This is a genomic window from Aestuariispira insulae (assembly GCF_003385955.1).
Taxonomy (GTDB): domain Bacteria; phylum Pseudomonadota; class Alphaproteobacteria; order UBA8366; family Aestuariispiraceae; genus Aestuariispira; species Aestuariispira insulae.
Genome location: NZ_QRDW01000014.1, coordinates 1 through 25,728, shown reverse-complemented (window position 1 = coordinate 25,728; position 25,728 = coordinate 1). Strand labels below are relative to the sequence as shown.

Here is a 25,728-nt window from a genome sequence, read left to right as displayed (position 1 = left end):
TCGAAGCCTTCCCTATCAACGCGGCGACAACGCTTCGGAAGCATATTCCTTGAGCGGATCAAGCAGGAAATCGATCACCCGGCGTTCACCGGTCTTGATCTCCGCCGTCACCCGCATCCCGGCGGTCAGGGGAACCTGTTTGCCCTCAACATTGATGAAAAGCTGGCTCATTTTCACACGCGAGAAAAAGACATCCCCCAAATCCTCATCCTTCGTGGCATCATTGGATTTGTGCAGCACCTCGCCCTTGATGGTGCCATATTTGGTATAAGGAAAACTATCCACCTTCACTTCTACCGATTGCCCGGCGATCACATGGCCCGCGTCTTTGTTCAATACCTTGATCTCCGCCTCCAGATCCGCCTCTTCCGGGACGACCTTCATTAATTCCTGGCCCGGAGTGACCACACCGCCGATGGTATGAACAGACAATTCCTGGACGCGACCATCCGTGGGCGCCAGAATAATTTGCAAGCGACCGATTTCCATGGCTTTCACCAATTCCTGTTCATAATCGATCAGCGACCGCCGTTCTTCATCAAGACGGGTCAGCAAAGATCGGCGCCATTCGGCATGGGACTGCCCCATCTGTGCCTTCAATGTCCTGGCCTCGCCTTCCAGCTGTTTCAAACTGCTCTGCTGCTCCTCAAGCTCGCGCTTTTGTTCCAGCATCTCCTTTTCAAGCTCGAGAAGCTGCAATTTCGGATAATTGCCCTTTTCTGCCAGCTTGCTAAAGCGCTCGAACCTTTCTTGGACATTGGAAAGAAGGGACGCAGTATTCGCAATCACCCGCTCCGTGGTTTCACGCTTGGCTTCATTTTCACTGAGTTGGGCTTTGAAGGTGAGCAGTTTCGCCTGGGCTTCGCGATATTCGCCCATCATGTAGGCATAGGCCAGCTTCACCCGTTCCGGATCAGCCCCTTGGGGAGGGTTAAAACTGTTTTCGGGATCATCACTAACCAGCGCGGTCAATCTTGCAACCTCAAGCCCGGAATGACCGATCTGCTGGCGCAGCCGCAATATCTCAGCCTGGGCCTGGATCGGGTTCAGCCGGATCAATGCATCCCCTTTTTTTACGATTTGACCGTCGCGAACCAGGATCGCTGTAATTTCACCATTTTCCGGCGCCTGAATGGTTTTTGATCCGCCGCCGATCACCAATTGGCCCGGTGACGAGGCAATGATATCGACCTTGCCCAGGATCGACCAGGTCAATGCAATCACACAAAGCAGCATGATGGAAAAAACGAAAAGACGGGCCACATTGGACGGCGGCCGCTCCATGATTTCCAGATAGGCCGGAAGGAAGTCCAGCTCCTCCGACTTTTTCTTGGCGGGTTTTTCTTCCGATGACTGAAGATTAAGCGCTTGCCTGATGGCCTCTATATGCTTGCCGATCATGACGTTTATTCCTTTATCGAACCAAGGGCCAAACCGCCCTGGACCGGGGGTGAGGCCGGTTGTTCCTCTTCCAGCTCCATGTTTGATTGCAATGCCCACAATCTTGCATATGCCGCCCCTTTGGCCAGCAATTCATCATGGGGGCCACCCTCAACAATCTGGCCTTTTTCCAGCACAAAGATGAAATCGCAATCCCGCACGGTGGAAAGCCGGTGCGCGATAATAATCACTGTCCGGTCCTCGCTGATGGCCGGCATATTCTGCTGAATGATATTTTGGGAATGATCATCAAGCGCGCTGGTCGCCTCGTCAAAAATCAGGATGGACGGATCATTCATCAACGCACGTGCAATGGCGACACGCTGCCGCTGACCACCAGAGAGCGAAGAGCCCCCTTCCGCCAGGACCGTATCGTAACCATCTGTCAGTTCCAGGATGAATTCATGCGCGCCGGCAATCTTGGAGGCCTCAATCACCCGGCTCAACGGTGCGGCCGGATCGGTTAGCGCGATATTTTCCCGAACGGACCGGTTGAACAGATAATTTTCCTGCAAAACGATGCTCATGCGCTGGCGCAGGGCGACCGCATCCAATTCGGCCATATTCCGGCCGTCAATCTGGACTTCACCGCTTTCAGGCACATAGAGTTTTTGGATCAGTTTCGCGATCGTGCTTTTCCCGGACCCGGACGCTCCAACAAAGGCGACCTTCTTGCCAGCCGGGATGTTCAGACTGAAATTCTCCAGGACCGGTGGCAGATTGGGCGCATAGCGGAAAGTTACGTTTTGCAGGGTAATCCGGCCCTTAAGCTCTGCACCGGGATCCACCTGCCCACTTTCCATCTCGGTCGGCGTGTTCAGAACATCCCCCAACCGATCAATCGAAACCCGGCTCTGGATATAGTTCCGATATAGTTCCGCCAAACGGATGATCGGCTGGCTGACATGGTTGGCCATCATGTTAAAGGCAATGAGCTGACCGATGGACAGTTCCAGGTCAATCACCATGCGGGCCCCGAACCACAAGATCAGGATCATCGTGACCTTCTGGATGATCTGAACCCCCTGCGACGACAGCTGCATCAGGCGCTGAACTTCAAAGTTGGAGCCGACAAATTTCTCGGTCTGGCCCTCCCACCGCTGGGTCATCTTCGGTTCCAGCGCCAATGCCTTCACCGTTTCGACCCCGTTTAATGCTTCGTTCAGGAACGAGTTATTCACCGCGCCATCGCGATACATAGCCTCGATCCGGACCTGGAGCGGCCCGGTGATGAAATAGGAAAGAGCCGCATAAAACGGGATCGCGCCCAGCACGATCATCGTCAGGAAGGGCGAATAATAATACATCACCCCGAAGAAGACGAAGGTGAAGGTCAGATCAATGATCAGAGTGTTGGCCGCACCGGTTAGAAACTCGCGAATGGAATCCAGCTCACGCACACGCATCACCGTGATACCGACCGAACGCGCCTTGAAATAGGAGAGAGGCAGATCCACCAGCCGCCGGAACAGCTTGCCGCCCAACCGGCCATCCACCCTAAGGGCCGTGTGGGTCGCCACATATTGCCGCAGGGTTTTCAAGCCCACTTCCAGAACGGAAACGATGACAAGAACCGTAACCAGCACATCCAATGTGGACAGGGCATTATGCACCAGCACCTTGTCCATCACCACCTGGAAGAAAAGCGGCGAGACCAGGGCCAGTGTCTCTAGGAAGAAAGAGGCCGCAAGCACTTCCCAGGCCAACCCCTTGAATCGCAAGAACTCCGGAATGAACCAGGTCACATCAAAAGGGCGGGTATCCCCAGAGGTGCGGTTCTGGCCCCGGCAGGTCATCACCATGCCAGACCACAGTTTTTCCAACTGTTCCAGGGTCACCATATCGGGCTGAGGCTGACCAGGTCTCTGGATTAGGGCACCATCATCCGACAATTTTGCCAGCACAAACCACAATCCGCTCTCGGTGCGCGCCGCCATGGGCAACTGGGTTTCGGAAATCCGCCCCAGATCCGCCTTGCGCATCTTGGTTTTCATGCCAAAGGTCTTGGCAAAGCCCTTCAGCGCCAGTTTGGGTTCCTGGTCCAGGAAACCTTCTGCCGCTTCGGCTGCTTCTTTCTGATCCGGGATCTCTTTGAAGATCATCCCCAGGATGATCGCACAACTCAACAAAGTGGTTGTTTCAGGATTCCCCTTATGGGGTTCTTCCATACTGATTAATCCGCCCCACGCACAAAATTCACGGATCCATATCCGCACCAATCTCAATTCCGAACAGCTTGCCTCAACAAGCTCCTACCCGTCCGGAAGGCCGCACTATAGTTGTTACCGGTTCAGCTCACAACTCCTGACGTTAAAACGCGCGCCCTGTTTGTCGCAACTGTCATTGTTCGTTCGCGTAATATTGTGAAAGTAATTTTGCAATTTATTCGCAATTGCATTTATATCCAGGAAATGATAATCGTCCGACAGATATTTTTCGGGAAGGAGTTACGCCATGAACAGTTGGGATATCATTGCCATGTCTCCCGCCATCGCCCTGATCAATACGGCAGGGCCGGTCGGCTGGATCCTGGTCGCCATGTCCCTGCTCGTCATGATCGTTTTCTTCTACAAAATACTGGTATTCTGGCGCAGTGGCCTTTGGCAGCGCAATCCGCTCCGTGCCCTCAAACCTATGCTTGAAAAAGGCCAGGTTGCCGAGGCGTTTTCGCACGCAAAAGGCGGCCGCCATCCAGCCAGACAGCTGGTCAGGCAGGCGATCGAACGCCATTCGGTTCCGGGCCTTACCTCATCCACCCTTCTGTCAGAGTTGGAACAGGCATCGCTGGATGCCCTGGATCGACTGAGATCCGGTCTGAAAATAATCGCAGCCATTGCCGCATTGAGCCCACTTTTGGGGCTTTTGGGCACCGTGCTGGGCATGATCGAAGCCTTTCGGCAGATGGAGGCAGCCGGCAGCCAGGTTGATCCCGCGATCCTCTCCGGCGGGATCTGGCTGGCCCTGTTAACCACGGCGATCGGCTTGATTGTCGCCATTCCAGCAACAGCAATCCATCTGTGGCTGAGCGCCGTTGTCGCCCGAACCGGTCGACAGTTGGAAGCCGCCGGCACCAAGGTCCTATCGGCCCTGGAAATCCAATCCAGGATCCGGGCCGACAATCCATCCGCCTCTTATCCGGCTGCGGCGAAATAACGATCGGGCCCTGACACCGCCGTCACACAGAGCCAAGATAAGCGTCATATTCCACATCGGATACCTGTTTGGCCATCTCCGCCATTTCATGGCGCTTCAGATTGGCCATCATGACATAGAGCCGTTCATCAAAGACACGCCGGACCGTTTCACCGTCGGCAAAGAGGTCAATTGCTGTGGACCATTCGGTCGGCAACTGTGGATGATCCTCTTCATAAGACCAGCCGTCGATCGGGGCCCCAGGCCTGATCTCCTGTTCGATCCCTTCAAGGGCCGCCCCCAGATGGGCTGCCAACACCAGATAGGGATTGGCGTCGGCCCCAGCCACCCGATGTTCGATTCGGCGCGCCTCGGCCGGACCACCCGGTATGCGGATTGCCGCCGTCCGGTTATCATAGCCCCAGGAGACATGAACCGGGGCCAGCGCATGCGGCTTGAGACGGCGGTAGGAATTGAGATGCGGCGCATAGATCAGCGTCATTTCCGGCAATGCCCGCAACATGCCCCCCACCGCATGTTTCATCAACATGGACCCTTTTTCCGGGCCATCATCAAACAAGTTCTTACCCGCTTCATCAATCAGGCTGAAATGTACATGCATGCTGCTGCCGGCCTGGTCGCCATAGGGCTTGGCCATGAAAGTGGCGCCACAACCGAATTTCTGCGCGATCCCTCGGACAAGGCGTTTAAAGAATAGCGCATCATCCGCAGCCCTCAAGGGATCGGCCACATGGCAGAGATTGACCTCATACTGGCCCGCGCCATTTTCTGAAATAGCCGTATCAGCGGGGATACCCTGGGCGGCGCATGCCTCATAGACTGCGTTGAAAAAACCTTCCAGCTGTTCCAACTGATCCAGCCCTAGGACCGAACAGACATCCGTGCGCCCGGCGCGTCCCGGCTGGCGGGGCGGCAGGGGTTTGCCGTTTTCCAGGCTGTAGAGATAAAATTCCAGCTCCATCGCCACCACGGGCCGCAGCCCTTTTTCTGCGTAACGTTCCTGAACGGCAGCCAGGCTGCCGCGCGGGTCGCCCTTAAAGGGCTTTCCTGCGTCATCCAATAACCAGAGCGGCAGGAAAACATGCGGGACCGTCGTCCAGCCAACGGGCAGGATTCCGCGTCCGGTATAACTGCACATACTGTCCGCGTCACCGGAATCGAGCGCCCAGCTATTCTCCCAGACGTCCTGGCCCCAAATGTCGCTATGCAGCACTGTTTCAGGCATGCGCGCAGGTTCCGAAAGGATCTTCTTCGCCTGTTCCACCGGATAGCGTTTACCACGCAGGATACCATTCAGATCGCAGACACCTGCAGTCACATGATTAACGTCCGGATTGGCTTCCAGCCACTTCAATTCCAGGGAACTCATCTCTCACCTGTTAGAAAATTTGTGATCACAAGCAAGGTACCGGATCCGGCGGCGGGCTGGGAACACTGGACACGTCCCGGATTTTATGCTCTTTGTACACCTACAGCATAAAATGGCATAAAAATGACTGAAAACCTGACCGAGAACCTGCGATTGCTCTGCAGTTACGGAAAATCCACATCCGATATCTGTCGGCGCGCGGGCATCAACCGACAACAATTCAGCAAATATCTGAACGGCCATACCCAGCCCTCCCTGGCGACCCTGCGCATCCTCTGCGATTTTTTCGGGGTGGAGGAAAGCGAGCTGTTCCTGCCCGCGCCAGAGTTTCGGAAAATCGTCCAGCTGCGCCCGCCACGATTTGAAAAACGGGAAAGCCATTTCGATAAAATTATGAATCATATGACCGATAGCAATCCAACAGGGCGCGACATGCTGCAACGCCATGAGGGCTACTATCACTCCTACCTCAAATCCTACCCGCAACAGGAATTGGCGGTGCGCGCGCTTTCACATATCTACAAACGGGAAGACCGATGGTTCATCAAAACCATTGAACGGCGGCTGGATGAGCAATTCCTGCTGCCCTCCACTTTGAAATATGAAGGCTATGTCAGTGAGGGCTGCAACCGGATCTGCATTCAGGAGCGCGAGTGCGGCACCGGACGCAGCATTGGAACCACCTTTTTATATCCAAGCGAGCATGCCCGGCCGACCTATCTCAGCGGTGTGATGGTCGGTTTTTCAACCGAAGGCTCCCAGGACATAACATGCTCGCGAACCATATGGCATTATCTCGGCCCCAAACCGAATCTGCGCCAGGCCCTGAATGCCTGCGGCGTCGTTGATCCCGATCAGGAACAGCTCCCCGACTTTGTCCGGTACGGCATCAGCAATGACCTGGAAGAAGGAGAAACCGTCTTGATGCCCCGCTATTAATGCCGGAGAACCCTTCATCCGATTGCTCCCAAGGGCATCCTGATGTAACAGTTTTAAGGATATCCCGTTGATTTCATCCTGAAATCCGATACTGGAAAGTGAAATTGCCAATATGACAACCGGTGCCGCTAAAAAGGATAAATCCGCCACAAGTTCGCGCATCCAGGCTGAACGTCGCAAACAGTTGATCGAGGCCACCATGACCGTGATCGCGGATCACGGCCTATCCAACGTAACCCTGGCAAAAGTGGCCGGGGAAGCCGGCTTGACGGCAGCCATGGTCAATTTTCATTTCTCCAATAAGGACAGCCTGTTGCTGGAAACGTTGAAATTCGTCTCAGACGAATTCAATGAGCAGCATGACAAAGCCATTCAAAATGCCAAGGGTGATCCCATTCAGGCGCTCAATGATGTGATTGACGTCCAGTTTGACGACCGTCTTTCCGATCCGCGCAGACTGACTGTCTGGTATGCCTTCTGGGGAGAAAGCCAAGCACGGGAGGAATATCAGCAGGTTTGCGGTGAATCCGACCGCGCCGATGAAGCGGCCTTCCTGGAGCTGTTCCGGGCCTTAATCCGTTTGGAGGGCAAGCCGGAGCTTGACCCTGAAGCGCTCAGCCTCGCCTTCCAGGGCATGCTGGATTATTTGTGGCAGGGCCTCCTGGTGACACAGGAACAAAACTCGCGGGAAATGCGCAAACAACAATGCCGCGCCTTCCTGGCCAGTATTTTCCCAAAAAGCTTTGGCAAACCCAAGAGCGCGCCCAAGCCGACACAGCCCGCCGCCCAGCCGCAGACCGGTAAATGGCATTGCCTGGCCCATCTGGAAGACGTGCAAGAGAATAACGGCAGTTGGACCGACAAAGATGTCGGCGGCAAGGCGGTGCATTTGCAGCTCTCCCCTGACGGTCAATGCCTGGCGACAAGCCTTCCGGACAATCAACCATTGCCGGTGAGGACCGCCGAGGGACTGATCTTCGTTCGGGTTTAAGCTACCCCCCACGAATAAAGAAAAGAGCGGGCGTGATGACACACGCCCGCCCAGTACGAAGGAAGACGGCCATGGTAGGTGTGCTTAGGGTCGGCCGCTTCCCTTCGGGAGCTAAACTTTAATAAATGGCTCAGCCGCTCAGGCTGCGGGCCGCCAAAGGCCTTCGGCGATCACATCAGCCATGGTGGCCTCGATGCCCTCGCGCAAAATCGCCATCATGTCGTCAATCTGGTCCTTGGTGATGGTCAGGGGCGGCGACATCACGCACATATTGATGATCGGGCGCACGAGAAGGCCGCGTTTCTGGCAATGGGCGTCGATGCGATTGCCAATATCGTAGTCCATGGCCAACACTTCACCACCACCACCGCTGCCGTCGCTGATCAGACATTCGACACAGCCCATCAGGCCCATGCCGCGCACGTCGGAGACAATCGGGATATCTCGCATTTCCTGCAATTTTTCTTGAAAATAGGGACCGACCTCGCGCACATGTTCGAAGATCTTGTCCCGCTCCATAATCTCCAGGTTTTTCATGCCCGCGACCGCGGCCACCGGATGACCGGAATAGGTATAGCCATTGGCATACATGGCCCCGCCTTTGTCCTTGTCGAAGGCACTGATGATCCGATCGGAAACCAACATCGCGCCCATGGGCACATAGGCCGAGGTCAGGCCTTTTGCCGTGGTGATGATATCCGGCACGATGCCAAAAACATCTTCCGACGCAAACAGATGGCCTAGCCGCCCGAAAGAGGTCACCACTTCGTCAGAGACATAGAGCACATCATATTTGCGACAGACCTCCAGACAGCGCTTGTGATAGCCTGTTGGCGGCACGATCACGCCACCTGATGCCAGGATCGGCTCAGCAACGAAGGCCGCGACCTTGTCCGGCCCGATTTCCAGGATCATGTTTTCCAGATCCGCCACCGTCTTATCCAGATAATCCGCATCAGACATGTCCGCCGGTTTGTCCAGGGGGTCCGGACAGGGGATGTGGTGGAAGAGATCCGTCTCGAAATCCAGGAAATCCTTGTCCCGGATTTTGCCCGACAAGCTGGATGAGATATAGGTGCTGCCGTGATAGCCCTTTTCCCGGGCAATGAAATGCTTCTTCTCCGGACGGCCCAGATAGTTGTTATAAAACTGGATCAGGCGCACGGCCGCATCTACGGCCGTGGAACCGCCGGTGGTGAAAAAGACATTGTTCAAATCACCCGGCGCGCGCTTGGCCAGTTGATGGGCAAACTCCGCCGCCGGACCGCTGGTGGTGGACCAAGGGGAATTATAGGTGATCCGCATGATCTGCTGTGAGATGGCGTCGGCCATTTCCTGTCGGCCATGGCCGATATTCACACACCACATGCCCCCCGGCCCGTCGATCAGACGGTTGCCCTCGCTGTCATAGAGATAGATGCCCTCGGCTTCTGCGGTAACTGTGCGCTTGTTGGAGCCAACTTCCTCCATCAATTCCCAGGGATGAAGGAAACGATTGTCCTTCCGCTGGATTTCCTCTGTGTCATACAGGCGGTTGCGCAGCTTCTGAACAGTCATGAAAACACTCCTTGTTTCTATTACGTCTTGTCTTCTGCTTGCGGCTCAGCTGAACCGGAACCAGGCGGCTTTTGCCTGGGTGTAGCTGAGCAGGCTTTCAAAACATTTATCCTTGGCGTTACCGGATTGTTTGAAGCCGCCAAACGGCTGTGTCATGTCACCTTCGTCATAGGAATTAACAAAGACCGTGCCCGCTTCGATATCGCGCACGAACTGGTGCGCCAGATTCAAATCATTGGTCCAGACCGCCGCGGCCAGGCCATAGATGCTGTCATTGGCGATGGAGAGCGCCTCATCCAATCCATTGAACGGGATCATGCTGGCCACCGGACCAAAGGTTTCCGCGCGTGCGATGGTCATGGTGTTGTTCACGCCAGAGAACAGGGTCGGGTTCACATAGGCACCGGCCGACAAATCACCACCCGGTGTATCACCGCCAAATTCCAGGGTCGCGCCCTCAACTTTTGCCTGGGCGACCGCGCCCAGCACCCGGTCCTGGGACTGATGATCAACCAGCGGCCCCATATTACAGCCCGGATCCAGCGGGTTGCCCGGCTTATAGAGATCCTTGCCCTTTTCCTTGAAGGCCTCCAGGAAATCTCCATGGATTTTCTGGTCCACCAGGATACGGGACCCGGCGGAGCAAACCTCACCCATATTGAGATAGATCGCATGGGCGGCGGCTTCCGCCGCCTGCTCCAGCTTGTCGCCAACCAGATCACCCAGGAAGATATTCGGGCTCTTGCCGCCGCATTCCAGGCTGACCTTTTTCATGTTGGACTGGCCGGCATAAATCAGCATCAGCTTGCCCACCTCGGTCGAGCCGGTGAAGCTCACCTTGGAGACATCCATATGCAGCGCCAGCGCTTTGCCCGCTTCCTCCCCCAGGCCCGGCACCACGTTCAGGACACCGGCGGGGCCACCCGCCTCCATGAACAACTTCGCCAGTTTCAGGCAGCTCATCGGGGATTGTTCCGCGGGTTTCAATACCGTCGAGTTCCCCGCCGCCAGCGCAGGCGCCACCTTCCAGGCCGCCATGAGGAGCGGGAAGTTCCAGGGCGAGATCGCGCCAACCACACCGATCGGCTGGCGCAGGATCAGGCTGAGCACATCATTTTCGGTATTGGTGATCGAGCCTTCGATTTTATCAATACATTCGGCAAAATACCGGAAGGTATCGGCGACGAAGGGGATATCCATGGTCAAGCAGTCATTGATGGGTTTGCCCATGTCGAGCGTTTCCATCAGCGCCAGTTCTTTTGCATTTTCATCGACCAGATCCGCCAGACGGTAGAGCACATTCATCCGGTCGCGCGGGGCCATCTTGGACCAGACACCGGTTTTGAAGGAAACCTTGGCCGCCGCCACCGCGCGGTCGATATCCTTTTCATTGCCCGCAGAGAATGCCGCCACCACAGAGCGGTCGGCCGGATTGATGCTTTCGAACCGGTTGCCCTCAACGGCATCCACATAGTCGCCATCGATGAAGAGGCGGGTTTCCGGCCGGAATGAATCCGCGCGGGACTGCCAATCAGCCAATGTCAAATCAGTCATCTCAATTATCCTCCCAGATCAATAATCCGCCGGCGGCGTCTGATTTTTGCGCGCAGGCGCAAAGAAGGGCGTAGAAACGATCCTGGCCCGGGCCATGACCCGTTCCCATTTCATTTCCTTATCCACATAGATTTCGACCCAGATGTCTTCTTTCTGATCAATGCCGAACGGGCGTTTCAATTCCGCCAGCGCAATATTGGTCTTTAGGGTCGGAGACCACATGGCCGACGTGATCCGGCCGATCTCCTTCTTCTGGCGGTGATAGATCAGTGCCGCATGGGCTGGTTTGTTGCCCTCGATATCCAGCCCCACCAGACAATATTTCGACGTCCCCTGCTGTTTCTCCTTCAACAGCGCCCGACGGCCGTTGAAATGGCCCTTGGTGAAATCCACCTGCCATTCCATCCCGATTTCGAACGGGCTGCGGCGTCGGCTGTGGCGCAGGGTAAACTCGGCGGACTGGAAATCCACATTCGGCTGCAGCAGGCCAGCCTCCATTCGGGCAAGATCCAGCGCGTGGCTGCCGATCGGGCGGATATCGTAATGCCGCCCCGCCTCAAAGAGCGTATCCCATAGATCCAGCGCCTGTTCCGGATCAATCCACAATTCATATCCCAGATCCCCGGTAAAGCCGGTGCGGGAAACCGAAAGGGTGCCCTTGCCAAACGGGAATTCGCGAATGTCGAACGGCTTCATTTCCTCAACACCAGCAAGACCCAGATTTTTCAGGATTCGACAGGTTGTCGGTCCCTGGAACGCCAGCGCCGCGATATCATCCGTCACATCCTGGATCTCAACATTCAGGCCAATGGCATTGTCAGTCAGCCAGTCATATTGCCGTTCCTGACAGCAGAGCCGGTATTCGGTGTTCGAATATTTGAAGACCGTGCCATCATCCAGCATATGGCCTTCATCATCGCACCAGATCACATAGGAAACCCGGTTGTCGCGCATCTTTCGAATGTCACGGGTGACCAGGCGGTTGAGGAACAGCTCGGCCTCCGGCCCGGAAACCCGGTATTTGCACATCGGCGTGATGTCAAAGACCGTAGCCGAGTTGCGGATTGCAAAATATTCCTGCTCGACCACATCCAGGCTGCCGGGCGAGGTGTAACCCGCCCATAAAAGCCAGTCATTGGTGATGGTCCAGTCCATCTGCCGCGGATAAAACGGCGTCTGGCGCATGCCCAGTTTCCTGGAATCAAACGGTTTTGGTTGCATCGCGGTCATCGATCAAGCCTCCATCGCCAGAATTCGTTTTGCGGCATTCATGCCCGGCGCCCCTGTGACGGAGCCCCCCGGATGCGCGCCCGCACCACAGAGATAAAGTCCCGGCATCGGGGTCTGATATTGCGCGGATCCGTGAACGGGGCGCATCATCAGCATCTGATCGATCTGCATTTCCACATGGTGCCAATGGCCACCGGTGATGTGATAGCGGGCCTCAATATCGGCCGGGGTCAGGAGCTCGCTCTCGCGGATATGGTCACGGATTCCCGGTGCATAGCGGTCCAGCTGATCCAGCGCCTTTTCCAAAAACGCGGTCCGGGCCTCGTCAGTCCAGCCGCCTTTCAGGTGATAGGGCGCATATTGCACCAGGGCCGACAGGGTCGGTTCAGCGCCCTCGGGGAAGACGATCTCCATGGCCGGTTGGTTGCTGAACTCACCATATTTCGCCTGGTTGAAGGCTTCCTCCAGATAGAGAATATCCGGTGCGATCAACAGGCGGTTCTTAAGATCGCTGCGGGCCAGGCCGGTGAATTCCGGCAGGGAATTCAGCTTCAGGGTCAAACGCGCCGTATTCCCGTTGGTCCGGGTTTTTGAAATCCGGCGGACAAAGCCCGCATCCAGATGCCGGGCCCCCAGAAGATTGAGAAAGGTGCGTTTCGGGTCGGCATTGGAAATCACCAGATTGGCGGTGATTATCTCGCCACCGGCCAGTTGCACGCCGCAGGCCCGGTCGTTTTCCACCAGGATCTGCTCAACGGCAGCACCTGTGCGAATATCGACACCATTACTGGCAGCCGCTGCCACCAGCGCATCAACCACAGCGCCCATGCCGCCGGCAGGAAGCGCCAGCGCCCCCTGGCGGCCGTTAATCGCACCGGACAGACGATAAAAGAGCGACAAAACAGTGCCCGGAGACCGGGGTGCCAGATGGGTGCCCCAGACAGAATCCACCGCGATCGCGCCTTGCAGCAGTTTGTTCTCCACCGCATCCTCAACCAGGTCAGCGGCATTCATAAGGGCAATGCGCAAAAAATCCTGCATGTCGCGCTTGCCCAGCATGCGAATGGAAAGCCCCAGTTTACCCAGCGTGATTTTGTCTTCCAGGTCCTGGTTCTTCAGCCGGGGCGGCTTCTTGCCCCATACCGGCCCCAGCAGGTTGGAGAATTTATGCAGGCTGCGCATCATCTTGTTAAAGGAAACGCGATCTTCCTCCGACAGCGCCGCCCCATTGAGGGCCGAGACACGGGTGCCTTCGATCTTGAGATGCTCCCCGCCTTCACCCAACGCAATGGTCGCCAGGTTGGTATCGGTGTATTTCAGGCCATGCTTGGTCAGTTCCAGATCATTGGCGACCGCACCATTCAGCTGGTTGATAATATGGGCACAGCCCGGAGCCGCACCGCCCAGCTGGTCGTTTGCTTCCAGCACCAGAACCTTGCGGCCCGCCTTTGCCAGATAACTGGCACAGACCAGCCCGTTATGCCCGCCGCCAATGATAACGGCATCATAATTATCTTTCATACTCATGCTGCCTGCCTCCCGGTTTGACGGCCCGCGCCCATGTCGCGCAGAATCTCGCGTGCGGCATTCGCGCCCGGCGCGCCCATAACGCCCCCGCCCGGATGGGTCGAGGAACCGCACATATAAAGCCCCTTCACCGGCGAACGATATTGCGCATAACCCGGCACCGGCCGGTTAAAAAGCAACTGGTCAAAAGTCAGCTCTCCCTGGAAGATATTGCCTTCCGTCAGGCCTGCCTTTTCCTCAATATCCAGCGGCGTGCGCACTTCCTTATGCAGGATCAGATCGCGGAAGTTGGGGCTGTATTTGGAAATCAGGGAGATGGTCGATTCTGCAAAAGCTTCACGGTTCTTGTCATCCCAGACCTCGCCATCGGCCAGGTCATAGGGGGCATATTGGACGAAGACCGTCATGTAATGCTTGCCCTCCGGGGCCATTGTGGGATCGATTTGGGTCGGGATCAGCACATCCAGATAAGGATCCTTGGACCAGGTACCGCGTTTCCAGTCGTCATAGGCCCGTTCCATCCGCTCGACGGAATCCGTGAAATGGAAATCACCGCGGGTGACCTGGGACCCTTCCGGCAGTTGCGGGAATTCGGGCAGGCCATCGAGCGCGATATTAAGCTTGCCAGACGAACCACGGATCTTGAACCGTTTCACCTGGCGGACAAAATCATCCGGCAGATGTTTGGTTTCCATGGTCTTCAGGAAGGTGCGCTTAACATCCATGCCGGAAATGATGGTGTCAGAATAAAACTCATCGCCATTTTCCAGCGCGACACCGACCGCCCGGCCATTCTTGACCAGGATGTTTTCAACACCCGACCCGGCACGGATCTCACCGCCCTTATCCTTCAAGCAATCGGCCAGCGCCTTGGTGATGGAGCCCATGCCGCCACGGGCAAAGCCCCAGGCACCGATATTGCCGTCGACCTCACCCATGTAATGATGCAGCAAGACATAGGCCGTGCCAGGCGAACAGGGACCAAGCGCGGTGCCGATGATCCCGGTGCCGGCGATCCAGGCCTTCATCACATCGCTTTCGAAATATTCGTCCAGGAACTCGACCACGCTCATGGTCCAGAAACGGGCCATCTCATACATTTCCGGCTCGCTAAGCCCGTGGAACCTCTTGCCCAGATACAAGAGTTCCTGAAGATCGCGTGGCTTGAAGGAGGTTGGATCCGGCGCGGTCCGCATCAGCAGAGGTTTGATGAATTTACACTGGCGCATCAGATTCGCGCTGTAGCGGTCGTAAGCTTCCGAATCCTTCTTAGAATGACGCGCTATTTCCTGCCGGGCGGCATCATGATCGGACAGGGCCGCCAGATGGTCACCATTTTCCATCAGCACGCCGCCACCACCATAGGGGATCACCTGCAGGCCGTATTTATACAGCTCCAGATCCCGGGAAATCTCCGGGCGGAATAGGCTGCAGACATAGGAACAGTTGGAATATTTCCAGCCGTCATACAGTTCCAGGCTGACAGCCGCACCACCGATATAGTCATGTTTCTCGACCACCAAGACATCGAGGCCCGACTTGGCGAGATAACAGGCAGTGACCAGGCCGTTATGACCAGCTCCCACCACAATCGCATCATACTTTTTCATCATTTTACTCCCTACGGTCAGGCCGTGAGCTTCCTTCGCCCCGTTCATCCGCAGTCAGATCGACAGCTTTTCAAAATTTTTTCGGGATCTCATTCACACAGCGTCGTGACAGTCGCCTTGAAATGGTCGTTGTTTTTCTTCTGCGTGCGCATGAATTCATACCGTTTTTGTGTTAATAACGTCCCGGAGGCTGGCACAGGATTTTATCGATGTCTACAAAAATTGAATAAACGCTCAATTAATTTTGTTAAATAAGCTATTAACAAAAATGAATTTTTGGGCTATAGAAATATTATTGAAACATATAAATATCGAAGGCATACTCAATTAAATGGCTATCACAGAACGAAAATCTCCGCGCCGGAGCCGAGCCGCAAACAAGGTCTTCCGACGGCAGCAATTGATCGATGCCACCATCGACTGTATCGACAAGCTGGGATTCTCGGACACCACCATCGCCAAGGTGGCGGAGCGGGCAGGTGTTTCGCAGGGGATTGTGATTTTCCATTTCAAGACCAAGGACGGATTGCTGCTGGAGACGCTGCAATATCTGACCGAGGAATATATGAATGTGTACCGGCAGAAGCTGGATGAGGCGGGCCCAACTCCGATCGATAAAATCGCCGCCCTAATCCACACGGATTTCGACCCCTTGGTCTGCAACCGCAAGAAAATCGGTGTCTGGTATGCCTTCTGGGGCGAAGCCAAGACCCGGCCGACCTATCTGAAGGTTTGCGACCAGCGCGATGCGGAGCGCTATGAATATATGCGCCAGTTCTGCACCCAGGCCTGTGAGGCCGAAGGCGGCATCCTGAAAGGGGATGCGGCGGCCATGGGCATTGACGGCGCGCTGGACGGCATGTGGATGCGGGTCCTGCTGAATAACAGGGGCGGCATCCAGGATGACAAAACCATGGTCTTCAACCTGTTTGAATCGCTCTTCCCCTCGCAAGCGGAGCAGATCCGCCTATTGGCGCAGAGAAAATAACTTTCGAAAGCCAAGGAAAGGCACAAGAGATGCTGTTCGAGCTGACATCAAAAGCCCAAGCATGGCGGGAGAGGATGAAAAGATTCGTCGTTGGCGAATTGATCCCTCCTGAGGTGGCAGCGGAAATAAATAACGGCGCAAACAGCAGGCGCAGCTATCGCCGAGACAATGTCGCCGGACGGTTTTTCAGAGAATTTCGTGTCGACAGAATTTGGAAGGGCACCAGTGAAAACCAGAGACTGATCATCGCAGGTATTTTGAACAAGCGCGGCTTTGACGGCCTGGTAGGAGGCTTGTCGCGCTGATCGCCGGGCCACCCCCGGCACAATGGGTAAATGCTTAGGGAAAATCGTTGTGGCGCAAGCCATTTATATAACTGTGGGAATTGCACATAAGATATAATGAGTGCCAGCCAATAGGCACATAATCAGGCAAGGACTGCAAAACACGCATTTCAGGGAGGCATTCGATGAAAGCCTTAAAGCATGTTTTGAAGAAAGTACTGGCAGGTTCAGCCGTTATTGCGGCCATGTGGGCCAGTGCGGGTTCCGCGGAGGAAAACGTCCTCTATGTCTATAACTGGGCCGACTATATCGGCGAGACCACCATCGCCGACTTCGAAAAGGAAACCGGCATCAAGGTGGTTTACGACACCTACGACGCCTCGGAAACCGTGGATGCCAAGCTTTTGGCCGGCCGATCCGGTTATGATGTCGTTTTGCATGCGGGATCCTTCCTGCCCCCGCTGATCCAGGCCGGGATTTTCGAGCAGATCGACAAAAGCAAGCTTAAGAACTATTCCCATCTCGACAGCGGCATCCTGAAAATCCTGGAAAACTGGGATGAAGGCAACCAATATGGCGTACCCTATATGTGGGGCACCACCGGACTGACCTATAATGTCGACATGGTGAAAGAGCGCCTGCCCAATGCGCCGCTTGATTCCGCCGAAATCCTTTTTAATCCGGACATGGTTTCCAAACTGGCCGATTGCGGTGTGACCATCCTGGATTCCCCGGTCGACGTGATCCCGATGGCTTTATCCTATCTGGGCCTGGACCCGTCCTCGACCAACAAAGACGACTATAAGAAGGTCGAGGATTTGATGTCGAAGGTGCGCCCGCATATCCGCACATTTGATTCCTCCTCTTATCTGAATTCGCTCCCCAACCAGGAGATTTGCATGGCCATGACCTGGTCCGGTGACTATGCAGTGGCCGCCGGCCGTGCCGCGGAAGCGGGCAAGGATGTGAACCTGGCCTACAACATCCCCAAGGAAGGGGCCGGGGCCTGGTTTGATGTCTGGGTCATCCCGGAAGACGCACCGCACAAAGAAGCCGCCTATAAATGGATGGATTACATGATGCGGCCCGAAGTGATCGCAGCAGCCACCAACTACACTTGGTATGCCAACGCGAACAAGGATGCGACCCCCATGGTGGTGGAAGATGTCCGCAACGATCCTGCGGTCTATCCGGATAACACCGTTAAGGCCCGCCTCTTCACCCAAAAAGTTCTGCCTCCGAAGGTGAAACGGGTCATGACCCGCACCTGGAGCAAGATCAAAACAGGCCGTTAAGCCCCCTTGTGACCGGGCGGGGGCACTGCCCCCGCCCATCCAATTTGTTGTGACATTTTTTTCGGGAGGCGCATCGCCATGCAGCAACCCTTTGTAACCGGAACATCCTGTAAACCCTGTGCGCCCAATCCCTGGGAAGTGCCAGGCGCCAAACCCTTCATCCAGATTGAAGGGGTGGTAAAGAGATTTGGGGCCTTCACTGCAGTGAACAAAATCGACCTGGATATCTACCAAGGTGAGCTATTCTCTCTTCTCGGCGGATCCGGCTGTGGTAAGACGACCCTGCTGCGTATGCTGGCCGGCTTTGACAATCCAACGGAGGGCCGCATCCTGATCGACGGCCAGGACATGACCGGGGTTCCGGCCTATGACCGGCCCGTCAATATGATGTTCCAGTCCTACGCCCTGTTTCCGCATATGACGGTTGAAAACAATGTGGCATACGGCCTGAAGCGCGAAGGTCTTCCGAAGCGAGAAATCCGCGAGCGGGTCAACGCAATGCTGAAAATGGTGGAACTGGACAGCTTCGCCAAACGCAAGCCCCACCAGCTGTCCGGTGGACAGCGCCAGAGGGTGGCCCTGGCGCGTGCCCTGGTCAAACAGCCGAAGGTTTTGCTGTTGGATGAGCCGCTGGGCGCCCTTGACAAGCGCCTGCGTGAACATACCCAATTCGAGCTGATGGACATCCAGGACCGCCTCGGCGTGACCTTTGTCGTCGTGACCCATGATCAGGAAGAGGCCATGACGCTCTCCACCCGGATTGCGGTTATGAACCAGGGGGAAATCCTCCAGATCGACACGCCGACCAATATCTATGAATATCCCAACAGCCGGTTTGCCGCTGAATTCATCGGTTCCGCCAACATGTTTGAAGGTCAGGTCCAGCGCAACGGTAAGGGATCGACATTTCATGCCGACGGCCTCTCCTCCGAAATCCGGCTTGGCGACAAGACCGAGGTCGATCATGGCACGGCGGTTACCGTTGCGATCCGGCCGGAGAAAATCTTCATCAGCCGGACCCAGCCCGAGAACGCAGAAAGCATGAACATCTTGCCCGGCCGGATCAATGATATCGGCTATATGGGGAAATATTCCATATACCGCGTCGATATTGGCGGCGGACGCATCATGGAGGTTAGCGCGCAAAACCGGCAGCGCCACCACGAGTCCGAACGCACCCTGGATTGGGACGATACTGTTTATCTCTCCTGGCTGCCCTCCAGCTCCGTGGTGCTGACGAAATGAGTGCAGATACAAACATGGATACCGGGCTGGAGATGGGGAAAGATGCCCCCCTTCAAAGCCGGGGTGGCCTGCGCCAACTGGGCAACCGCCTGCAATCACAATGGAAGCGCCTGGTGATCGCCCTGCCCTATCTCTGGCTGTTCATCTTTTTCCTGGTGCCTTTTGCGATCATTTTGAAGATCAGCCTGGCCGAGGCCATTATCGCCCGACCGCCTTTCACGGATCTCCTGGAATGGACCGAAGGGGAATTCCTGCCCTCGATCTATGTCACCCTGGAGAACTTCCAGTATTTGCTGGAAGATGACCTCTATTGGCTCTCTTATCTCAACTCCCTGAAACTGGCGACCATCTCGACCCTTTTATGCCTGTTGGTCGGCTATCCCATGGCCTATGGCATTGCCCGGTCCAGCCAGACCATGAAAAACATCCTGCTGTTGTTGGTGATCTTACCTTTCTGGACATCCTTCCTGTTGCGGGTCTATGCCTGGATGGGGATCCTGAACACCCATGGCCTGCTCAACAACATGCTTGAAGTGGCCTGGAATATCGGCATGGCCCTAGGCCTAACCGATGCGCCCTTTGAGCCGCTCCAGATCATGTATACGGAAACAGCGCTCTATATCGGCATCATCTATTCTTATCTGCCGTTCATGATCCTGCCGCTCTACGCCAACCTGGAAAAGATGGATTTCCAGTTGCATGAGGCGGCCCAGGACCTGGGCAGCAAACCAGCAACCGTCTTCCTGACCGTGACATTACCGCTTTCCATGCCAGGCATCATCGCAGGCAGTCTGCTGGTCTTCATTCCAGCGACCGGTGAATATGTCATCCCGGCCCTGCTGGGCGAGCCTGACACCCTGATGATCGGCCGCGTTCTCTTTGACGAGTTTTTCGTCAACCGGGATTGGCCCGTAGCCTCTTCCGTCGCGATTGCCCTGCTGGTCTTCCTGGTGGTGCCCATGATGGTTTATCAGCATTTCCAATCCAAGGCGGAGGTCATGTGATGCAGCAAAAACGAAACAGCACCTTCATCATTTCCGTTCTCTGCTTCGGGTTTGCTTTTCTCTATGTGCCAATCTTCTATCTGATCGCCTATTCCTTCAATAGTTCCAAACTGGTGACGGTATGGGGCGGCTTCTCCACCAAATGGTATGGCGCCCTGTTGCAAAATGAGCAGATATTGGAAGCGGCCCTGCTGAGCCTGCGCATTGCCGCCATCTCGGCCACCTTCGCCGTATTGTTCGGCACCCTGGCCGGCCTGGCGCTGGCCCGGTTCCGGGGTTTTCGGGGACGCACCCTGTTTTCCGGCATGATCACGGCTCCTCTGGTCATGCCGGAAGTGATCACCGGCCTGTCACTGCTGTTGTTATTCATCTCGCTGGAAGAATTCATCGGATGGCCGGCGGGCCGCGGGGTAAGCACCATCACCATCGCCCATATCACTTTCTCCATGGCTTATGTGGCAGTCATCATTCAGGGCCGCCTGTCCGGGGTGGATGAGTCCCTTGAGGAAGCGGCCACCGATCTTGGGGCCAAACCCTTCCGGGTCCTGTGGGATATCACCCTGCCCATCGTGTCACCCGCCATGATCTCCGGTTGGCTGCTGGCCTTCACCATGTCGCTGGATGATCTGGTGATTGCCAGTTTCGTCTCCGGCCCCGGCTCAAGCACCCTGCCCATGGTCATTTATTCCAAAGTCAAGCTGGGCGTCAGCCCGGACATCAATGCCCTTGCCACCATTATCATCGGGCTTGTGACCGTTGGTGTCATCTGCGCGGCAGTCTTGATGTTCCGGCAGGAAAACCAGCGGGCACGCGACATGCAGATGGCCGCATCCGAATAACCGCCACAAAACCTAAACCATGATTTAGGGCCAGTCGCCTTCCAGCGGCTGGCCTTATGTTTTCTAAATGAACATTTCATATTAATTAAATGTTCGTTGCATTTTATCAATGAAAATGCTAAACAACCATTTAGATACAACAAAACCAGGACGGAGGCATTCATGCTCGATACTTTCCCCACAACCGGCGCTGACAGCCGCTTCACCCAGAAACCGCTTTTCCCCTGGGTATATAGCAGCAAAGAGCTGCTGGATCTGGAGCATGAGGAATATTACCGCAAGAACTGGATCCTGGTCTGCCATATCAGCGATGTTAAGGAACCCGGCGATTTCATCGTGCTGGATTTCTATCGCGAAAGCCTGGTGGTCACGCGAGCCAAAAACGGTTCCCTCTATGCCATGAAAAACCATTGCCGCCACCGCGCCGCGCGTCTGTTGGATGGCCAAGGCAACTGCAAGACCCGCATTCAATGCCCCTATCATGGCTGGAGCTATGACCTGAACGGCGATTTGAAGGCAATCCCGAAAGAACCGATCTTCCCGGAAGCCAAAAAAGAATGCCTGGGGCTGCACAAGCTGCAACTGGAAGAATTCAACAGCTGGGTCTTTGTCAAAATTGAAGGCGAGGGCCCGTCTGTTGCCGAGATGTGGGGAGATTATGCCGAAAATCTCGCCCCCTATCGGATGGAGGAAATGGTGCCGCTCGCCCCGATCAAAACCAAGATCTGGGATGCCAACTGGAAAATCGCCTGGGACAATTACCTGGAATCCTATCATGTACCGGTGGGCCACCCGGGCTTTAACCGGATCTGTGAGGAGAATCTCGACGAGCTGGAAGTGCTTGACCGGGGTGTTTCCCGCGGCACTTTCACCGTGCGCACCAAACTGTCCAAAGAGGCCGATGAGGCGCGTTATCAGGAACTGATCGGCGAATGCAATCAACATCTGCCGGAAGAGCTGCGCAGGCTCTGGGATCAATATGGCATGGCGCCGGGCCTGGGCTTTGATATCTATCCGGAACTGGTGGATATCTTCCAGATTTTCCCACTCAATGAAAACCAGACCATGATCCGCTATGGCGTCTATGGCCTGCCCAGCGACGACCCGAAGCTCAACGAATTGCGCCAGCTTAACTTTAAGATCATGGATCAGGTCGATAACGAGGATAAGGAAATCACGCTGCGCGTTCAGGAAGGCATGAATTCCAAGGATTATACACCCGGTCCCCTGGCGCTGGAAGAAGTGGGGATCGCCCAGTTCCACGACCATCTGCGTGACATCATCCCAGCCATCGGCCTGGAACAGGCACCGGAGCCGGGCAGCCTGCGCCGGATCAATGAGGAAATGAAAAGCCAGGACCGAGAGTAACCTGTATGACGACCAATCCCCGTTACGAGATCCTGTTTGAACCGGTCCAAATCGGACCGGTCACCGCCCCCAACCGCTTTTACCAGGTTCCCCATTGCACCGGCATGGGGGTCCAACGGCCCCATTTCCAAGCCGCCATGCGCGGCGTGAAGGCCGAAGGCGGCTGGGGTGTGGTCTGCACGGAATATTGCTCGATCCACGAGACATCCGATGATGTGCCTTTCCCCTTTGCCAGCCTTTGGGATGAAAGCGATGTCCGGGCGCTCCATAAAATGAGTTCGGCCGTACATGAACATGGGGCTCTGGCGGGGGTTGAATTGTGGCATGGCGGCAGCCTGATTTCCAACAATCAAAGCCGCAAACCGACCTTTGGTTCGGAAAGCCGCCCGCATTTCTTCGATCCCGTGCAGAGCCGCAAGATGGATGCCCAGGATATCCGGGATTTCCGACGCTGGCACCGGGAGGCGGCCTTGCGGGCAAAGAAGGCCGAGTTCGATATTGTCTATGTCTATCTCAACCACAATTATCTGATGTGGGAATTCATGGACCCTGCCCTCAACCACCGGGAGGATGAATATGGCGGATCGCTGGATAACCGCCTGCGCCTTGCCCGCGAGCTGATTGAGGATACCAAAGAGGCAGTCGGCGACAGCTGCGCGGTTGCTGTGCGCTATTCCCTGACCGGCAATCTGGAAAACGGCCAGCTGGTCCGCGATGATTATTGCGAGATGCTGGAACGGATCGCCGACCTGCCCGACCTGTGGGACATCACCATCCATGATTATCCAACAGAGATGGGCAGCTCTCGCTTTGTCAAAGAAGCCGCCCAGGAACAGGTGGTTTCTTTTGTCAAATCGGTTTCCAGCAAACCGGTTGTCGGGGTCGGACGTTTCACCTCCCCCGACACAATGGTCCGCCAGATCAAGAAAGGTATATTGGATTTTGTCGGCGCTGCCAGGCCGTCCATTGCCGATCCCTTCATTCCAACCAAGATCCGCGAAGACCGGCTGGAGGATATCCGCGAATGTATCGGCTGCAATATCTGTTACGCCCATAATTCCAGGGGCGCAGCAATCCGCTGCACACAAAACCCGACCATGGGCGAGGAATGGCGGTCCGGCTGGCACCCGGAAAAAGTCCCGCCCCGCCACGCCGATGAAACGGTCCTGATTGTCGGCGGCGGACCGGCCGGGCTGGAAGCCGCACGCACCCTCGGGCAACGCGGCTATACCGTTACCCTGGCCGAAGCCGGGACCGAACTTGGCGGCCGCGTCACACGGGAGTGCAAACTGCCGGGCCTGGCCGAATGGGCGCGGGTGCGTGACTGGCGCCTCGAGCAGTTGAACAAGCTGGCCAACGTCGCCCTCTACCTGGACAGCGATCTTGGTGCCAATGACGTTTTAGATTTCGAAGCCGACCATGTCCTGGTGGCAACCGGTGCCAAATGGCGGGCCGACGGGGTCGGCTTTAACCGCCTGTCGCCTATTTCCCTGGCGGACGGCATCCGGGCATACACACCCGATGACATCATGGCAGGCGATTTGCCGGACGGGCCGGTCATCCTGTTTGACGATGACAGTTATTATATGAGCGCCTGTAGCGCACTCGTCCTGCGCCGGGCCGGGAGGGCGGTTTCCATCATCAGCACCCACAGCGTGATCGGCCCCTGGACCCAGCATACGGAAGAACTGTCCTTCACAAACGCCCAGCTTATGACCGAAGGGGTGGCCCTGCACCATAATGAAGTGGTCCAGGCCTTTGACGGCAACGAGGTCATCAGCCATTGCCTGTTCACGGGAGAAGAAAAGCGGCGTCCCGCCACCGGCCTGGTCACTGTGACCGCGCGCCAGCCCCGGGACCGGCTTTTCTTTGAACTTGCAGACCACATTGAGGCCCAAGGCAGCGGCCCCAGCATCACCCGCATCGGAGACTGCAACGCGCCAGGCATCATCGCCCATGCAGTCTATGCCGGCCATGCCGCCGCCCGAGCGATCGGACAGGAAACCCAGGTGAAAAAACGGGAAGTTTCATGCCTGCATCAGGACTGATACGAAGTTGATGGCCCCATTCCAAGGAAAATTATTTTAGTTCATCAAATGCTGAACACTTTCAGATTCTCAATTTTGGCCCAGGCACAGGAGACAGCCTCTTCCGGCTTCACTCCATTGCCCAAATCATTCGTATATTGTTCTGTGCTTGTCTGCCTCCCAGACTTGGACCAAACACTCCTCATCACGACCCAACGGGACGGAGAATTCATCCATCCCGATAACGTTTTTTGCTCTTAATTCCGAAACCAGGCCCTCGCTCAGATAGAGCGTGTTGCGATCTCCACGGATGTGCCATATCGGCAATTTTGATAGTTTTTCCTTAAGCTCCGGATTTGTCTCGATCGTCCCTAGCACCTGCTTTTCCGTATATGTCATCTGATAGGGTGGCTTAATCTCTGGAGGCTTGCCCGCCTCGAATTGCACATAGCGGCGAATATTGATTAGGTAGAACTGCCGCTCGGTCAATTCGACATCTTCATGGTTGAACATCCGGCATTTCTGGAATTGATGAGGGAAATCATCAAAGGCTTCGATCACTTCACGCACTTTTTCCGACACTATGTTTTGATGAGTACGGAAGGTAATGATGTCCGGAATTTTGATGGGGTTGGTTCTTTTCTTCTCCAACTTAAAATCATAGCCATATTTGACCGGATCTATCTCTGGAGCCTGCATGAGACTAACTTTCAGGTTATCGTCCAAATGCCCAACAGACTGGAAACGGGCTTCAAATTCAGAAGGATCTAGCATCAGCCCTGAACCAAGTGCTCGCGCATTTATCCCGATGCGGTCATGCGTTGCACCGTAGGTTTCCAATCGAAAATACCCCATTCCCCCATTCCTTTCTTAGGCTTCAGTCACAATCATCATGCGTGGATGCTGATCCGTGGTATCAACAAAACGGATCACGAATTTCTCGTCCTCAAATTCCGGGAACATCATACTTATTTTGCTCTACCACAATGACTCATCTCAAACAAAGGCGGTTCAGACATCGCCCGGATCGCGCGCATAGTTGTTCCTGGCATCTGGTCGTTTACTAAACAACGGTCGCTGTCGCCCGGCTGGGTTATGTTTCGTTTCACATCACACGTGTGCAGCGACACATAAGCTGTTCCCATCGAACATCACATATCAAACACTTAGACAAGCACAGCGACAGATAACGTGATCTGAAATGACAGATAAGCGTAAGCGCCCGGTCGGCTGATCAAGCGGCCAGTTTTTCCTGACTGACCCTGAAGTTCCAGGGCAACAGTTCATCAATCCGATTGATCGGATGAT

The 25,728-nt window shown here is 55.5% G+C and carries 20 protein-coding genes; 11 read left to right on the top strand and 9 right to left on the bottom strand.

Features of this window, described 5'->3' with window-relative positions; all coding sequences use genetic code 11:
- Positions 1-15: 15 nt before the first annotated feature.
- Together DFP90_RS20435 and DFP90_RS20430 are read right to left on the bottom strand one after the other, a co-directional pair.
- Entirely contained in the window at positions 16-1,401 is a 1,386-nt protein-coding gene (locus DFP90_RS20435; protein ID WP_115938965.1) for an HlyD family type I secretion periplasmic adaptor subunit, read from the bottom strand.
- 5 nt (positions 1,402-1,406) lie between these two features.
- Positions 1,407-3,608 (bottom strand): type I secretion system permease/ATPase, encoded by a 2,202-nt coding sequence (locus DFP90_RS20430; RefSeq protein ID WP_115938963.1) that lies wholly within the window; start codon positions 3,606-3,608, stop codon positions 1,407-1,409.
- A gap of 286 nt (positions 3,609-3,894) precedes the next feature.
- On the opposite strand from DFP90_RS20430, the gene DFP90_RS20425 reads away from it, so the two are divergent.
- On the top strand, positions 3,895-4,593 hold the full coding sequence (locus tag DFP90_RS20425; RefSeq protein WP_115938961.1) for a MotA/TolQ/ExbB proton channel family protein: 699 nt from the start codon (positions 3,895-3,897) through the stop codon (positions 4,591-4,593).
- 22 nt (positions 4,594-4,615) lie between these two features.
- Here the strand turns inward: DFP90_RS20425 and DFP90_RS20420 are convergent, their stop codons facing one another.
- Complete coding sequence (locus DFP90_RS20420) at positions 4,616-5,962, bottom strand: glutamine synthetase family protein (protein ID WP_115938959.1); 1,347 nt, start codon at positions 5,960-5,962, stop codon at positions 4,616-4,618.
- Between the two features lie 123 nt (positions 5,963-6,085).
- Between DFP90_RS20420 and DFP90_RS20415 the strand changes: the two genes are divergently transcribed.
- Together DFP90_RS20415 and DFP90_RS20410 are read left to right on the top strand one after the other, a co-directional pair.
- Entirely contained in the window at positions 6,086-6,901 is an 816-nt protein-coding gene (locus DFP90_RS20415; RefSeq protein ID WP_115938957.1) for a helix-turn-helix transcriptional regulator, read from the top strand.
- A 112-nt stretch (positions 6,902-7,013) separates the two neighbouring features.
- A complete protein-coding gene (locus tag DFP90_RS20410) occupies positions 7,014-7,892 on the top strand; it encodes a TetR family transcriptional regulator C-terminal domain-containing protein (RefSeq protein ID WP_115938955.1) in 879 nt (292 codons plus the stop codon).
- Positions 7,893-8,030: 138 nt separating this feature from the next.
- Here the strand turns inward: DFP90_RS20410 and DFP90_RS20405 are convergent, their stop codons facing one another.
- Genes DFP90_RS20405 through DFP90_RS20385 form a run of 5 tightly spaced genes read right to left on the bottom strand, consistent with a single transcriptional unit; the run spans position 8,031 to position 15,373 of the window.
- Complete coding sequence (locus DFP90_RS20405) at positions 8,031-9,449, bottom strand: aminotransferase (RefSeq protein WP_115938953.1); 1,419 nt, start codon at positions 9,447-9,449, stop codon at positions 8,031-8,033.
- Between the two features lie 45 nt (positions 9,450-9,494).
- Positions 9,495-11,003 (bottom strand): aldehyde dehydrogenase family protein, encoded by a 1,509-nt coding sequence (locus DFP90_RS20400; protein WP_115938951.1) that lies wholly within the window; start codon positions 11,001-11,003, stop codon positions 9,495-9,497.
- A gap of 18 nt (positions 11,004-11,021) precedes the next feature.
- Positions 11,022-12,233 (bottom strand): aminomethyl transferase family protein, encoded by a 1,212-nt coding sequence (locus DFP90_RS20395; RefSeq protein ID WP_115938949.1) that lies wholly within the window; start codon positions 12,231-12,233, stop codon positions 11,022-11,024.
- Between the two features lie 3 nt (positions 12,234-12,236).
- Positions 12,237-13,760: a phytoene desaturase family protein gene (locus tag DFP90_RS20390; RefSeq protein WP_218044764.1), complete on the bottom strand. Its 1,524-nt coding sequence runs from the start codon at positions 13,758-13,760 to the stop codon at positions 12,237-12,239.
- On the bottom strand, positions 13,757-15,373 hold the full coding sequence (locus DFP90_RS20385; protein ID WP_218044763.1) for a phytoene desaturase family protein: 1,617 nt from the start codon (positions 15,371-15,373) through the stop codon (positions 13,757-13,759). Before DFP90_RS20385 ends, DFP90_RS20390 begins: the two co-directional genes overlap by 4 nt.
- 328 nt (positions 15,374-15,701) lie before the next feature.
- On the opposite strand from DFP90_RS20385, the gene DFP90_RS20380 reads away from it, so the two are divergent.
- The 8 genes from DFP90_RS20380 (at position 15,702) to DFP90_RS20345 (ending at position 24,441) form a co-directional block, all read left to right on the top strand.
- A complete protein-coding gene (locus tag DFP90_RS20380; RefSeq protein ID WP_115938945.1) occupies positions 15,702-16,358 on the top strand; it encodes a TetR family transcriptional regulator in 657 nt (218 codons plus the stop codon).
- A 29-nt stretch (positions 16,359-16,387) separates the two neighbouring features.
- Positions 16,388-16,663, top strand: coding sequence for an acyl-CoA dehydrogenase family protein (locus DFP90_RS20375; protein WP_115938943.1), 276 nt, complete (start codon positions 16,388-16,390; stop codon positions 16,661-16,663).
- A 164-nt stretch (positions 16,664-16,827) separates the two neighbouring features.
- Positions 16,828-17,937, top strand: a complete 1,110-nt coding sequence (locus tag DFP90_RS20370; protein ID WP_181905481.1) for a polyamine ABC transporter substrate-binding protein — start codon at positions 16,828-16,830, stop codon at positions 17,935-17,937.
- A 78-nt stretch (positions 17,938-18,015) separates the two neighbouring features.
- Complete coding sequence (locus DFP90_RS20365; RefSeq protein ID WP_115938941.1) at positions 18,016-19,182, top strand: ABC transporter ATP-binding protein; 1,167 nt, start codon at positions 18,016-18,018, stop codon at positions 19,180-19,182.
- Between the two features lie 32 nt (positions 19,183-19,214).
- A complete protein-coding gene (locus tag DFP90_RS20360; protein WP_218044766.1) occupies positions 19,215-20,186 on the top strand; it encodes an ABC transporter permease subunit in 972 nt (323 codons plus the stop codon).
- Positions 20,186-21,025, top strand: coding sequence for an ABC transporter permease subunit (locus DFP90_RS20355; protein WP_115938939.1), 840 nt, complete (start codon positions 20,186-20,188; stop codon positions 21,023-21,025). Before DFP90_RS20360 ends, DFP90_RS20355 begins: the two co-directional genes overlap by 1 nt.
- Positions 21,026-21,187: 162 nt before the next feature.
- On the top strand, positions 21,188-22,393 hold the full coding sequence (locus DFP90_RS20350; RefSeq protein WP_115938937.1) for an aromatic ring-hydroxylating oxygenase subunit alpha: 1,206 nt from the start codon (positions 21,188-21,190) through the stop codon (positions 22,391-22,393).
- A gap of 5 nt (positions 22,394-22,398) precedes the next feature.
- Positions 22,399-24,441 (top strand): oxidoreductase, encoded by a 2,043-nt coding sequence (locus DFP90_RS20345; protein ID WP_115938935.1) that lies wholly within the window; start codon positions 22,399-22,401, stop codon positions 24,439-24,441.
- 126 nt (positions 24,442-24,567) lie between these two features.
- Here DFP90_RS20345 and DFP90_RS20340 read toward each other — a convergent pair whose 3' ends face one another.
- Positions 24,568-25,275, bottom strand: coding sequence for an imm11 family protein (locus DFP90_RS20340; RefSeq protein ID WP_115938933.1), 708 nt, complete (start codon positions 25,273-25,275; stop codon positions 24,568-24,570).
- Between the last annotated feature and the right edge of the window lie 453 nt (positions 25,276-25,728).

Coding starts and splice junctions, on each gene's coding strand:
- DFP90_RS20345 (WP_115938935.1), top strand. CDS start 22,399: ATGACGACCAATCCCCGTTACGAGATCCTGTTTGAACCGGTCCAAATC.
- DFP90_RS20380 (WP_115938945.1), top strand. CDS start 15,702: ATGGCTATCACAGAACGAAAATCTCCGCGCCGGAGCCGAGCCGCAAAC.
- DFP90_RS20420 (WP_115938959.1), bottom strand. CDS start 5,962: ATGAGTTCCCTGGAATTGAAGTGGCTGGAAGCCAATCCGGACGTTAAT.
- DFP90_RS20425 (WP_115938961.1), top strand. CDS start 3,895: ATGAACAGTTGGGATATCATTGCCATGTCTCCCGCCATCGCCCTGATC.
- DFP90_RS20355 (WP_115938939.1), top strand. CDS start 20,186: ATGCAGCAAAAACGAAACAGCACCTTCATCATTTCCGTTCTCTGCTTC.
- DFP90_RS20370 (WP_181905481.1), top strand. CDS start 16,828: ATGAAAGCCTTAAAGCATGTTTTGAAGAAAGTACTGGCAGGTTCAGCC.
- DFP90_RS20350 (WP_115938937.1), top strand. CDS start 21,188: ATGCTCGATACTTTCCCCACAACCGGCGCTGACAGCCGCTTCACCCAG.
- DFP90_RS20395 (WP_115938949.1), bottom strand. CDS start 12,233: ATGACCGCGATGCAACCAAAACCGTTTGATTCCAGGAAACTGGGCATG.
- DFP90_RS20410 (WP_115938955.1), top strand. CDS start 7,014: ATGACAACCGGTGCCGCTAAAAAGGATAAATCCGCCACAAGTTCGCGC.
- DFP90_RS20390 (WP_218044764.1), bottom strand. CDS start 13,760: ATGAGTATGAAAGATAATTATGATGCCGTTATCATTGGCGGCGGGCAT.
- DFP90_RS20375 (WP_115938943.1), top strand. CDS start 16,388: ATGCTGTTCGAGCTGACATCAAAAGCCCAAGCATGGCGGGAGAGGATG.
- DFP90_RS20385 (WP_218044763.1), bottom strand. CDS start 15,373: ATGATGAAAAAGTATGATGCGATTGTGGTGGGAGCTGGTCATAACGGC.
- DFP90_RS20340 (WP_115938933.1), bottom strand. CDS start 25,275: ATGGGGTATTTTCGATTGGAAACCTACGGTGCAACGCATGACCGCATC.
- DFP90_RS20435 (WP_115938965.1), bottom strand. CDS start 1,401: ATGATCGGCAAGCATATAGAGGCCATCAGGCAAGCGCTTAATCTTCAG.
- DFP90_RS20365 (WP_115938941.1), top strand. CDS start 18,016: ATGCAGCAACCCTTTGTAACCGGAACATCCTGTAAACCCTGTGCGCCC.
- DFP90_RS20405 (WP_115938953.1), bottom strand. CDS start 9,449: ATGACTGTTCAGAAGCTGCGCAACCGCCTGTATGACACAGAGGAAATC.
- DFP90_RS20430 (WP_115938963.1), bottom strand. CDS start 3,608: ATGGAAGAACCCCATAAGGGGAATCCTGAAACAACCACTTTGTTGAGT.
- DFP90_RS20400 (WP_115938951.1), bottom strand. CDS start 11,003: ATGACTGATTTGACATTGGCTGATTGGCAGTCCCGCGCGGATTCATTC.
- DFP90_RS20415 (WP_115938957.1), top strand. CDS start 6,086: ATGACTGAAAACCTGACCGAGAACCTGCGATTGCTCTGCAGTTACGGA.
- DFP90_RS20360 (WP_218044766.1), top strand. CDS start 19,215: ATGGGGAAAGATGCCCCCCTTCAAAGCCGGGGTGGCCTGCGCCAACTG.